We start from the raw sequence: 12,356 nt of genomic DNA, 5'->3' as shown, positions 1-12,356 counted from the left end.
GTTTTTTCTTACACCAGTTCGCAAGTTTAGCATAGTCTTCCCATCATTGTCAAGGGAAGATCCCGTTGACGAACCACTTTTTGTGGGTGTATACTGAAACCCGATTTTACCGGGAGAGGAGGGAGCACAGATGCCGGAAAAGCCGCTTTTCTGCCTTGGCGAGGCATGGGTGGAGCTGGGCGCGGACACGGTGCCGGAGCTGGCCGAGACGTTCCGCGTTTCGGTCGGCGGATGGGGCGCTGCGTTCTGCCGCGCCTATGTCCGCGCGGGCGGGCACGCCGCGCTCCTCTCCCAACTGGGGGCCGACCCCTTCGGCCGCAAGGCGGCAGCCCAGCTTGCCGCCGACGGCATCGACTGCACCCACCTCTGCTTCACGGACGCGGCCCGCACGCCGGTGGTCTTCTCCGGCGCGGGGAAGCTTCTCCCCTACCGCGCCCCTTCCGCCGAACTGCTGTATGCGCCGGAACAGTTGGATGCCGCCGCCCTGCGGGGCGCCTTCGCCCTCTGCTTTTCCTCCGGCTGTCTGCTGGACTCCCCCGCCCGGTTGACCCACCTCAAGGCCATTGCCGCCGCGCGGGACGCCGGAGCCTTCGTCTGCTATGCGCCCCGGATGGCGGAAGCCGCTCCCTGCTGGCCGGACGCCGCCGCCCTGCGCGAAACGGCCCTGCAATTTTTTCCACAAGCAGACGTGCTGTTGTTGAAAGATTCCGACCTCGTTCCTCTGTTCGGCTCCCACGAGCTGCGCACGGCGCTGTTTTCCCTCTTCTCCGGTCATGTCGAGCTGATTTTTTATTCCAGTTCGGACAATGTTTTTCTTTTTACACGGAATGTACTGCTGCAAGCGGCAACTTCCGACCTCACCGAAGCCCAGTTCCTCCGCGATCTTGCCCGCCTGAACACATGGCCCGATAAGCTGGCGGGTCTGCGGGAAACGACGCTGAAAAAGCTGCTCTGACAAAAGAACAAGACCCCCGGCTTACGCCGGGGGTCTTGTTCCGCATTCTATACAATTGTGGAGAAGAAGGAGAGAATGACTTGTTTAGTGGATGAACACCGGGCCCAGCGGGTTTGCGATGGGGCTGACGTAGCCGCCGAGCAGCTTGGGGATGGCAAGGCTGATATCGGGGATGAACGTCAGCAGCAGCAGGGCGATGAACATGCACAGGTAGAACGGCAGGGTGGCCTTGACGACCTTCTCCATCGGGCGCTTCGCCACGGCAGAGCCGATGAACAGGACCGCACCGACAGGGGGAGTCAGCAGACCGATGCCGCAGTTCAGGACCACGATGATACCGAACTGGATGGGATCGATGCCGATGGACGTTGCGATGGGCAGCAGGATCGGGGTTGCGATCAGGATGATGGGGGCCATATCCATAATGCAGCCCAGAATCAGAATGATCAGGTCGATCAGCAGAGCGATGATGTAGGGGTTATCGGTCACGCTGGTGATGGCGTTTGCAGCCAGATCGGGCACGTGCAGCATGGTCAGGCAGTTGCCGAACACCGCAGAGGTGGCGATCAGGATCAGGACGATGGACAGGGTGTTCACGCACTCGTCCAGAGCGTGCCAGACGCCCTTCCAGTCAAGGCCCTTGTAGACGAAGACGGAAACGAACAGCGAGTAGATAACTGCGATTGCAGCGGACTCGGTGGCAGTGAACGCGCCGCCGACGACGCCGACCACGACGATGATGACAGCGGCCAGTGCCCAGACGGAGGTGCCCATCTGCTTGATAAAGCCCTTGATGCTGAACGGAGAGCCCTTGGGGTAATTCTCCTTGACGGAGATGATGTAGGAGCCGACCATCAGGACGATGGCCAGCAGAGCGCCGGGCAGGTAGCCCGCGAGGAACAGGCTGCCGACGGAGATACCACCCGCGGTGGTTGCGTAGATGACCATGTTATGACTCGGCGGGACCAGCAGACCCTCGCAGGAGGAGGTGATGGTAACAGCCGTGGAGAAGTCGGCGTCGTAACCCTGATCGACCATCATGGGGATCATGATGGAACCGATGGAAGCGGTATCGGCCGAAGCAGAACCGGAAATGCCGCCGAAGAAGTAGGAAGCCACGATGTTGACCATGGCCATGCCGCCGCGCATCCAGCCGACGCAGGCGTCAGCCAGCGCGATCAGCTTTTCGGAAATACCGCCGGAGCCCATGAGCACGCCCATGGTGATGAAGAACGGCACAGCCATCAGGCTGAAGGACGAGATGCCCTTGACCATCAGGCGGCAGACATCGGTCAGCGCCTGACCCTGCACCAACATGCAGAACACGCTGGACAGGCCGACCGCATACGCGATGGGGAAGCGCAGGAAGATCATTACGAAGAAGCTGACCAGAAGGACAACAATTGCCAGTGTCTGTACTGTCATATCAGTTCTCCTCCTTTACAAAAAAGCTCTTGATGTGGTTGTAGACGGCCTCGATCTCAAAGATGATCATGGCAACACCGGCCAGAGGCACCGGGAAGTACATCCAGAAGCGGCTCAGCCAAGGCATCGAGACGTAGAAACCGCGGCCGCCCAGCGTGGTGGCGTAGTTCCAGCCGACCACCATCATGATGACGCCCAGTGCAAAGACGGCCACATCGGACAGGATCTCAAGGCACTTCAGCACGGTCTTGGGCAGGTAGACATCAAATGCGGTCATGCGGATGTGGGCACCGCGGCGGATGGCCAGCGCAGCGCTCAGAACGGCCATGTAGCTCATGCAGGTCAGCACGACCTCTTCCGACCATGCGGGGTCCGGGATAAAGGGAACGTAGCGGCCGATGACCGACATCGTGGTGATGGCGATATCCGCGATCAGCAGGATCTTGCAGATGAAAAGCACCACTTTGTAGGTAATGTCATAGGCCGGCTTGATCTTATCCAGTGTGTCAAAGATTTTCGGCATGTTCATTCCTCCTTACAAAAAGCCCGGCGGGTGCGGCGGGGAAGATCCCGTCACCACCCGCCGGGCGTCTTACAACTTTAGGAGCGGACGCTCAGGCTCAGCCCTTCATGTCCAGCAGCTGCTGATACAGCTCTGCCTGATCCGAAGTGTTCTCGCTGATGACCTTCTGGCAAGCTTCCTGCCAAGGAGTCTTATCGGGGACGTCGACGACATTGCAGCCGGAAGACTTCAGCTCGTCGAGGACCTTGTTCTCAGCGCTCTCAGACAGATCTGCGTTGAAGGCCTGCGTATCCGCACCGGCCTCCATGATGGCAGCCTGCTGGTTCTCGGTCAGCTTGCCCCAAGCGTTATCGGTGATAACAGCCTGAATGGCACCCAGCGTGTGACCGTCGAGGATCAGGTTGTTTGCAACTTCGGGGAATGCGTTGGACTTGTAGTTTGCGATGGGCTGCTCAGCGCCATCCACAACGCCGGTCTGCAGTGCGCTGTACAGTTCACCGAAGGAAACGACGGTGGGGTTCGCGCCCAGACCCTCGACCATGCCGTTCATGACGGGGTCGTTGGACACACGCAGCTTCAGGCCCTTGAAGTCCTCAATGCCGGAAACGGGGTTGACGGTGAAGAAGTGGCGGAAGCCCTCCTCGCCGTAGAAGATGCCGCGAACGGGCAGACCCAGCTCCTGCGGCTCGTTCAGGAACTCCGGAGCGAGGTCGCTGTTTGCGAAGTTCCAGAAGTGTGCACGGTTCTCAAAGGTGAAGGGGATGCTCAGCAGCTTGGACTTGTTGCAGCCGTAGCTGGTCAGTGCGAAAGCGGAGATACGGCTCATATCGATGGAAGTGGAGCCGCCCAGAATGGCGTCCAGAACGTCGTTCTCAGAACCCAGAACACCGGAAGCCTGCACGTCGATGACCACGGAACCGCCGGTCAGCTCCTCGACCTTCTCCTTGAAGTGGGTAGCGGTCTGGCCAACGATGGTGTCCAGCGGGTTGACCTCGGCGTAAACCAGAGTCACCTTCGGGTCGGAAGCAGCAGCGGCTGCATCACCGGCGGTGGTAGAAGCTGCAGCGGAAGAAGCAGCGGTGCTGGTGGTGCTGTTGGAAGAGCCACCGCAAGCGGTCAGAGCCAGAGCAGCGGCGGAAACACCGGCTGCTGCGAGGAAGCTGCGACGAGTGATCTTTTTCATAAGTAAATCCTCCTAAAATTTTCTCCGGACGGCACGTCCTGCACAGGGCCCGCGCCGTCGTTCATTCGCTGTTCACACTTTAGCAAATTTTTTAAGCCGGGACAAGGGATTTCAAAAAATGTCCTGATTTTCGAAAGAATGTGAAAATTACTTTTGGATGATATGCACAAGTTTTTATAGTTTAATTTGACGTTCTCGACAAGGAGTAGGATGCAACATAAAATTCATTTCGATTTTCCAAGCTTTTATCTCAACTTTCCTTGATTCTCTCCAGCAGCTCCGCCTGATCGGCGAACCGGTCATAGAGAGGCTGGACGGCGGCGCGGAATTTCTGCTTTTCGGCATCGGGCAGGGTGGTCACTTCCACACCCCACTCCCGCAGTTCCTTTTCACTGCGGGCCTCCCGCTCGGCCCAGAGCCGCCGCTCGGTGCGGGCGGACTCCCGCGCGCAGGTGCGCAGCACCTCCGGGTAAGAGGGGTCAAGGGCTTCCAGCTTTTCGATGGCGGCCGTGCTGGCCAGTTGGATCTCCGGCACGCGGGTGTGCTCGTCCTGCAAAAAGTAGGGCGCGACCTCGTAATGGCCCATGGCGTCGTAGCTGGGCCAGTTGTTCTCGGCCCCGTCGATCTGACCGTTGCGGAGGGCCGCATAGACCTGACTGTACACCACCTGCACCGGCTCTGCGCCAAGGTCGGTGATCATCTCGCTCATCATGTCCGACTCCTGCACCCGGAGGGTCAGCCCCTGCAATTGTTCCAGATCCGTGACCTTTTCGCGGGTGTAGAAGCTGCGGACGCCCGCATCGAACCACGACAGGCCTACAAGATCCATCTCGTCCAGCATGGCCAGAAAATCGTCGCCGATGCTGCCGTCCAGCACCCGCCACATCTGGCTGGCGTCTTCGTAAAGGTAGGGCAGCTGCAATACGCTCAGCGCCGGGACGTATTCGGCCAGCTGGCTCAGGGAGACGCGGGCAAAGTCGATGCCGCCGAACTGCATCTGCTGGATGACACTCTGCTCGGCTCCCAGCTCTCCGCCGCTGTACACGGCCACCTTCACCCGGCCGTCCGTCTGGTCGGCCATCAGCCCCGCAAAGGCCAGCGCCGCCTGTGTGGTGGGGTAGTCCTCCGGCTGGTTCTCGGCGTAGCGCAGGATCAGCTCCGGCTTGGCCTCTTCCGGCTCCTGCTGCCTGCAGCCGCAGAGCGTCAGCGCCGCCCCGGCGGCCGCGGCGGTCAGCACCTGCCGCCGGGTCAGCTTCCGGTTCACAGCAGCGCCCCCTGTTTTTCGCCCTTCGCAGCCTTGGCGGCTTGGCGGCGGTACTGGGTGGGGGTGACGCCCGTCCGCTTTTTGAAGGCGCGGGCAAAATAGCTGGCGTCCTCGTAGCCCACCATGGAGGCCACCTCCGCCGAGGAGCGGAAGGGGTCGTTCAGCAGCTCCTTGGCCGCGTTGATCCGCAGTTCGGTCAGGCAGTCGAGGAAGTTCATCTTCTGGTATTTCTTGAACTGAGCCGAAAGGTAGGCCGGGCTGATGTGCAAAATCTCGCCCACGCTGTCCAGCGAGATGTCGAACATATAGTTGTCTTCGAGATACCGCCGCACGTGCGCCATGACAAGGGCGTTCTGGCTGCTCTCGTCCCCGCCTTCCTCCTGCGGCGCGGCGGGCGCTTCAGGCTCCTGCTCCTGCTGGACGGGGGCCAGCGCTTCCAGCTTGCGTTCGGTCTCGATCTGCCGGATGGCCCGGCGGATGGACGCTTCCAGCTCGTCCGGGTCTACCGGCTTGAGCAGATAGTCGCACGCCCCCAGATGCACCGCCTCGTGGGCGTACTGGAACAAGCTGTAGGCCGTTACGAAGATGACCCTGCAGCCGGGCCGCTGAGCCAGCACAGCGCGGGCCGCATCAAGGCCGTTCATGCCCGGCATCTCGATGTCCATCAGGATGAGGTCCGCCCCCCACAGGATCGCCGTATCTGCTGCCTTGCGGCCATTCTCGGCTTCTTCCAGCACGATCTCGTGCTCCACGAACCGCCGCGTCACCATCTCCGCCAGAGCTTCGCGCTCCAGCCGCTCATCATCCGCGATCAACAAGCGAATCATCATCCAAGTCCTCCTCTTCTGTGGGTTCCACAAGGGGCAGGTACAGGCTCACCGCCGTGCCCCGCCCCGGATGGGAACGAACTTTCAACGCACAGCGCGGATCCAGCAGCCGCAGCCGCGCCGCTACGTTGTACACACCAATATGCTCCCACCGCTCGTCGGGGGATTCCAGCGCCGTCTGCAATTCGTGCAGTTGTTCGGGCGCAATGCCCACACCGTTGTCGCAGACGCTGATATACAGCAGCCCCTTGTCCCGCAGCGGGTTGACCCGGATGCGGACCCGGCCGCCCTCTTCCTTGGGGGCGATGCCGTGCTTGAAGGCGTTTTCCACGATGGGCTGCAAAATAAACGAGGGCACCAGCGTCTCGGTCAGGTCGATGGAGTCCGAGATGCGCCATTCCATCTGCACCCGCTCGCCGAAGCGGACGTGGTAGATGGAGTAATACTCGTCCACGATCCGTACCTCGCGGGAGAGGGGCACCTGCTCGTCGTTGCTCATCAGGCTGTACCGCAATAGATGGCTCAGCGCCGTGATGAGCGCTTGGGTGCGGTAGGCCGTCTCCTGCCCTGCCGTCTGCAGGATGACGTTCAGGGTGTTGAACAGGAAATGCGGGTCGATCTGGCTGCGCAGCTGCTGCAAACGGCTCCGCTCCATCCGGTTCTGCAGTTCCAGCGCCTGTGTCTTCTGCTGGTGCAGCGCCTGTTCCATCTCGTTTTTCTCCCGCAGGGTGTTCACCTGCTGGGCCATCGAGTGTTTCATCCGGTTGAACGCGTCGATCAACCGGCCCATCTCGTCCTGCCGGGGCACCGGGATGTCCGGCGTGTCCAGCTCGCCCCGGACGACGGCCTGTGAGGCCCCGATCATCTCCTGCACCGGCGTCAGCAGCCGCATCAGCGACCACGCCATCACAAGGCCCAGCGCAAGGCAGAGCCCCACCACGACGGTCTGGGCCCACTTGACCCGGCTGCTCAGTTCCGAGACGGTCATGTAGGTGCCCTGCGCGTCCGAGATGGCGGTGTTCAATAGCTGCTGGGCATACTGCCGCAGATATCCGCCGCAGGGCGAGACTTTACTATAATAGAGCTGGGCCGCTTGGGCGTCGGCCCCGGCGGCAACATCCGCCTTCACCTCGTCGATGAGGGCTGCGTAGCTTTTATAGGTGGTGCAGACGGCGCTGTAGAGCAGATACTGCTCCTCGCTCACGGTGTCAAGGCTGCCGTCAATCCGCCACAGCCATGCGTTCATCGTAGAGAAAGCGCTGTCCAGCTCTGTCAAGAAGGCATCCGTGTCGCCGTACTCCCAGCGGTATTCGTCCAGCGCCGTCAGGCTGCGCTCCACGCCGTTCTGAAAGCGGCTGATGGCATTGAAGTTGCCCATCTGGTCGTCCAGCTCCCGCAGCACCGTGCCGGACTGGTAAAAGCTCAGCACGATCTGGGCCGCCAAGGCCACAAAAAAAGCTGCCAGACACAGGATCATCCGCTGCTTGAGCGTACTTTGTCGATGCACTTTCTTCCCCTCCCGGCAAAATTTTCAAACCATGAATCGTCTTATTCTACCACGTTTTCTGCCATTTGCGCAAGATTGCGCTTGCCTCGCGAAAAAAAATATGGTACTATGCCTAAAAAAGGAGATGTTATCCATGTTGCAGCCCATCAGCGTTTCCATCACCATGGACGCCGCATCGTTCCACAAGTTCCGCTCCTTCGACTTGTTCCGCCACCAGAAGCGCTGGCGGCGCCCGCTGGCCTTTACGGCCATCTTGCTGGTGTTTTCCTGTATCTGCCTGTCGCAGGTGGGCGTGCGGGAAGGTGCCGCCCTGCTGGCTGTGGTGCTGGCCGTAGTGGCGCTGGGGCTCCCGGCCGTGTACTTCTACACCTTCTTCCGCGACCTGCGCACCACCATCAAAAAGCTGGGCCTCCCCCGCCCGTTCTACCGCCTCCGGTTCGATGACGCCGGCCTTGCCGTCTGGATGGCGGGCGAGCAGGACCGCCCGGAGCCAAGCCATCAGTACCCGTGGCAGGACCTCCACATCGCCTACCGCACCCCCGATGCCGTTTACCTCTATGTCCAGCAGACCCAAGCCTACCTCGTGAACGACAGTCAGGACGCTGTGTGGACGTTTTTGAGTTCCACCCTCCCCGCCGCCCGTCTGCGGGACCTGCGCTGAACACCAGATCCCGAACATGCAAAAAGCTCTCCGCTTCGGTTGAAACGGAGAGCTTTTTGCTGCGCAGAATCTAAAACAGGCAGCGCCGTGGAAAGGAGGAGAAAGCGGCGCTGCCTGTATATGAGAACTCCCAAACATTTGCGGCTGTCAGGAGATGGTTGGTAGTCTGCCCGCCGCATTGGCTATTGCCTCGCATTCGCGGGGGACAGTGTCTTCTTAAGTACGTCTACATTGTACCGGATAAAAATGGAGTTTCTTTGTGAGGTTTTTGAACAATTTGAAAATAAACACTTGATGGTCTAATTGCGCAGACACCAGCCAGCCGCAAGCAGCCGCTCCACCATATCTCAGAATATCGTCTGGATTGCCCTCAAATCAAGTTCGGCATTCATAATGGATTGCATATCGTTCTCCATATACTTCCGATCCGGCTGTATAAAACATGAACCAAGGTCGCCTCCCAGTGAAAGCGCCATATTGCCCGCATCGTATGGTTCAAGTTCCTCCAGACGATCAACTCGTGATTCCGAGCCATCTCTTCTTGCCTCCTGTTTCTCCTTTTCTATATATTGGCTCTTTGAGTTCCCTGTGTCAACTTTTATTGTACAACACCACTGCTGCGGCAGGAAGGAGAACGTACACCATTGGTTCCTCCGCAAGTCTGCGCTGGGTGGGCAAAGACCGTCAACTGCCACGCCCATCCGCGCATCCTTCTGCCACAGAACAGGTGCTTGCCGGAGCCTCTCGCAACCCCTTTCCCGCGTCAGCCGGAAGCAAAGGTATAACACACTAGACTTTGCAAGCAAAGTCGTGTGCCAAAGGGGTGTTGCGGTCCCTTTGGAAACCCAAGAGAATACGGTGGAAGTATAGCGCACTAGGGATAATTGTGCTATACTCAGCTTAAAATATGTCAACGATTCGGGAGGTCAATCATGGATTTTTCTTCGATGAGCGGTTGGGACTTTGAGCGTTACTGTGCAGACTGTCTGCTGAAAAAAGGTTTTACCAAGGCAGAGGTAACTTCTGGTTCCGGCGACCATGGTGTTGATATTATTGCAGAACAGAACGGAATTCGATTTGGCATTCAATGCAAGCTCTATCAGGGGCAGATTCCCAATAAAGCTGTGCAGGAAGCGTATACAGGGGCATCCTACTATGACTGCGACGTTGCTGTTATTATGAGCAATTCGGAATTAACGAAACAGGCAAAGGATAAAGCTCAAAAGCTCCGAGTGAAATTCTGGGACATTGCAGATTATGTTCCTAAGGATGATAAAAAACTTGAAAATCCATCCCATAAGGTTAGTAATGCGGAAAAAATAAAAACATCTCAATTGTTTCAGCAGTCGGATGAGCCTAGAAACTATCAGGAATATCTTCAAAATCAAAAATTGTTGGAGGATGAGTGCGAAGAAGAAGTTCGAAAGAAGCTGCGGTCATCATCGAAAAAATCACGAAAATCGTGTTCTCATGGCGTTGCAATGATGATGAAGCCAGTGTATCGATATCATAGATTTACTAAGGCAACAGCATGGCTAAGCGTCTCAATGAAAAATGGTTGCAGAAAAATTGTTCGTTCAATTCAGTGCTATTGTGATGAATTGGAAAACATCAATAAAACTGTGTTAAAATCAGATCTTCTTTTGGGAAAACTACAATATATGAGTACGCTCCAAAAAGTTATGTATGGAGCATTGATTGGGAGTCAGTTTCAGTTCAACTGTGAGCGCATGAACGATGCACTAAAATTTGCTGAATCCCAAAGAGTAACAGATTACGGTTTTAATGGCTTTGAATTGCAATGCTGGGAAAATAGCTATTGGGCTGAGCAATATCAAATAGCACTTTCACTGATTGGAAGAGTATTCGATTCCTTGGAAAGAGATGAGTTGTTTCAGATTTCAGGAATGGCATCGGATTTTTGGTATGAGCCAGATACACCGGAAGCACGCGCATTTGATACTCTTAAAAACTCTGTAAAGGGAACATTTGAAGAATGGAAGCGATATATTGGGCGTGAGGAGTATTTTTACACGATTTGGAGACCATGGGAGGGAAATGCGGAGGTGAAAAAGAAAATCGAAGAACACAAATCAAAAATGGCGAGTGTGTTTGATAGTGTGATTGAGTTTAAGTCAATGGTTGAACAGGAACGACGCCGAGAACTAGAGCAAAAATGCAAAGAACAACAAGAAAAAGAAAGAATACTCAAGGAGAAAGAAAGAAGAGAGAGGGAAAGTCTTTTTGAAAAGCAGCAGGAAGAGGAAAGGCTGCTTAAGCAACAACAGGAAAAAGAACTTTTAATACAGTCGATAGTTACTGTATACAATGACGGGTGTAAAAAGATAAACGCAGAAATGTCAAACCGAAAAAAGGAACTTGAAAATAAAGCGCAGGTAGCAATAAGTCAAACACAACAGCAGATTGCTGATCTTTTGAAGAAAAAACAGTCGTTTACCTTTTTCAGAAAAGAACGTGATGCAAAAATAGATGCAACGATTGCCACTATCGAACGGTATGTTGAGCAAGTAAAGGCAAACCTTGCAAGTGATACTGAGGAATGCGAACAAGAAGCACAGAGAAAAATCAAGGGATTAAAAGAATATGCTTTACACAGAGCAGAGCAAATCGGTGCAACAGAAGATTTAGAAAAAATGATTAGGTGAAACTATTATTATCATAATTTATAAAGTAGTCAATTCCTTTTTCATAATTCCGAGATTTACGCCGAAAATGTCAATAATAGCTTGGCAAAGGAAAAGTCAGTTGAAAATGATAAAACTGGTTTTCACCCCTAAGGCTCCATATAAAATCTAAACAAGACTAAGGAGGAAATCAACCATTTGGGAGTAATCTTGTGCGCTTGACTTTGCTTTACTAATGTGTGCCCCCTTCAATCCATCTGCCCCAGTGCATTTATATACAGGCTTTCTGGCATTAAGAGAATAAGGAATTAAACTATGAAGGTTCGGAATAGCACCCAAGCAGTAATTATCGCGGGAAACAACTTGATGCAAAGGTGCCAGACGATCGACAATATTTTCCATTACGGCTGTGTTGACTTGATCACCGAAGATTTTCCAGCCCTGCGTCATACCTGTCGAATTGGTTCGCAGGTTATGCTGCTGCATAACATATCCCAAAAATTTCGGCTTGGCTGTAGGTAGTTCCTTGAATCCCTTGGTTCTCCAGCGAGAAAGGATGGGGTTCCATTCTTCATTCCATGTAACGAATTTATTTCCAAGATTTTGTGTACCCTTAATAGAAAATAAATCCGGTGAAAGTGGTGTGATAAAATAATCGCATCCACCTAAGACAGAACGATTAAGAGCACCTAAATTGGGCCCCAAATCGAATAATACGAAATCGGCAGATAATTTTTTAGCTTCGAAGTTAACATAACGATAGATAGCAACCTGCGTGCGCAAAGAAATTTCTTGCGTAGCAGCGCTTGACCATGTATCCCCCAAACGATCCTCAAAAACGCTTAAATCAATGTCTCCGGGAACGAGGTAGAGATTGCTGCTTACAAAGGTAGGAGTGCAATCAATATAATCACCAGTACCTGTAGCGATTGGCTTTATAGCTTGATAAATACTATTTCCGGAAGAACTCCAAGATTGGCTGATTTGCTCATCAGTTAACGCATAAGCTGTTAAATTACATTGGCTATCACAGTCAACCATCAAAACTTTCTTTCCAGCATCAGCGAGAAGATTTGAAAGGTGGTAAAGATAAGTCGTTTTTCCGACACCACCTTTGTTGTTGAAAATAGCGATACTAACCATACAGGCCTCCTTTTGTGGGATTGAATGAAAAATATGATTGAAATTCAGGAAATGATAGTACATCAATTCTAATTGATAATACAGCTTTCTTCGTGAAATTGCAATGATTTTTCGAAAAAGAAGAAAAAATTATGTTTGATTAACTAAAATGGTATCTCGAATTCGTTATAGGCCGAAGATGTTGGAATCATCACAGGAAAGTCTGTCAAGATAGCAAACCCCT

General features: G+C 54.5%; 11 protein-coding genes. 3 read left to right on the top strand and 8 right to left on the bottom strand.

Going from position 1 to position 12,356, the window contains the following annotated elements; all coding sequences use genetic code 11:
- The first annotated feature begins 130 nt into the window (after positions 1 to 130).
- Positions 131 to 955, top strand: coding sequence for a PfkB family carbohydrate kinase (locus C4N23_RS11480; protein ID WP_112146174.1), 825 nt, complete (start codon positions 131 to 133; stop codon positions 953 to 955).
- 84 nt (positions 956 to 1,039) lie between these two features.
- Here C4N23_RS11480 and C4N23_RS11475 read toward each other — a convergent pair whose 3' ends face one another.
- The 6 genes from C4N23_RS11475 to C4N23_RS11450 form a co-directional block, all read right to left on the bottom strand.
- A complete protein-coding gene (locus C4N23_RS11475) occupies positions 1,040 to 2,380 on the bottom strand; it encodes a TRAP transporter large permease (protein WP_097839982.1) in 1,341 nt (446 codons plus the stop codon).
- A 1-nt stretch (position 2,381) separates the two neighbouring features.
- Positions 2,382 to 2,903, bottom strand: coding sequence for a TRAP transporter small permease (locus tag C4N23_RS11470; protein WP_055192031.1), 522 nt, complete (start codon positions 2,901 to 2,903; stop codon positions 2,382 to 2,384).
- 97 nt (positions 2,904 to 3,000) lie between these two features.
- A complete protein-coding gene (locus C4N23_RS11465; protein ID WP_097839981.1) occupies positions 3,001 to 4,086 on the bottom strand; it encodes a TRAP transporter substrate-binding protein in 1,086 nt (361 codons plus the stop codon).
- A gap of 250 nt (positions 4,087 to 4,336) precedes the next feature.
- Positions 4,337 to 5,350, bottom strand: a complete 1,014-nt coding sequence (locus C4N23_RS11460) for a TRAP transporter substrate-binding protein (RefSeq protein WP_242983784.1) — start codon at positions 5,348 to 5,350, stop codon at positions 4,337 to 4,339.
- Positions 5,347 to 6,180, bottom strand: a complete 834-nt coding sequence (locus C4N23_RS11455) for a response regulator transcription factor (RefSeq protein WP_242983783.1) — start codon at positions 6,178 to 6,180, stop codon at positions 5,347 to 5,349. The genes C4N23_RS11460 and C4N23_RS11455 overlap by 4 nt, the downstream gene beginning before the upstream one ends.
- The gene (locus C4N23_RS11450) at positions 6,152 to 7,684 is read right to left on the bottom strand and encodes a sensor histidine kinase (RefSeq protein ID WP_242983782.1); all 1,533 of its coding nucleotides are present in this window, start codon (positions 7,682 to 7,684) and stop codon (positions 6,152 to 6,154) included. The genes C4N23_RS11455 and C4N23_RS11450 overlap by 29 nt, the downstream gene beginning before the upstream one ends.
- 133 nt (positions 7,685 to 7,817) lie before the next feature.
- Between C4N23_RS11450 and C4N23_RS11445 the strand changes: the two genes are divergently transcribed.
- Positions 7,818 to 8,345: a YcxB family protein gene (locus C4N23_RS11445; protein WP_112146168.1), complete on the top strand. Its 528-nt coding sequence runs from the start codon at positions 7,818 to 7,820 to the stop codon at positions 8,343 to 8,345.
- 347 nt (positions 8,346 to 8,692) lie between these two features.
- On the opposite strand, the gene C4N23_RS11440 is transcribed toward C4N23_RS11445, so the two are convergent.
- On the bottom strand, positions 8,693 to 9,046 hold the full coding sequence (locus tag C4N23_RS11440; protein ID WP_112146167.1) for a hypothetical protein: 354 nt from the start codon (positions 9,044 to 9,046) through the stop codon (positions 8,693 to 8,695).
- A gap of 231 nt (positions 9,047 to 9,277) precedes the next feature.
- Here C4N23_RS11440 and C4N23_RS11435 point away from each other — a divergent pair, with 231 nt between their 5' ends.
- Positions 9,278 to 11,011 (top strand): restriction endonuclease, encoded by a 1,734-nt coding sequence (locus C4N23_RS11435; RefSeq protein ID WP_112146165.1) that lies wholly within the window; start codon positions 9,278 to 9,280, stop codon positions 11,009 to 11,011.
- Between the two features lie 147 nt (positions 11,012 to 11,158).
- Here the strand turns inward: C4N23_RS11435 and C4N23_RS11430 are convergent, their stop codons facing one another.
- On the bottom strand, positions 11,159 to 12,133 hold the full coding sequence (locus C4N23_RS11430) for a ParA family protein (RefSeq protein WP_112146163.1): 975 nt from the start codon (positions 12,131 to 12,133) through the stop codon (positions 11,159 to 11,161).
- Between the last annotated feature and the right edge of the window lie 223 nt (positions 12,134 to 12,356).

Origin of the sequence: Faecalibacterium hattorii (genome assembly GCF_003287455.1) — a bacterium.
GTDB lineage: Bacteria > Bacillota > Clostridia > Oscillospirales > Ruminococcaceae > Faecalibacterium > Faecalibacterium hattorii.
Note: the sequence above shows the minus strand (reverse complement) of the source record. Positions and strands in the feature narration are given on the sequence as shown.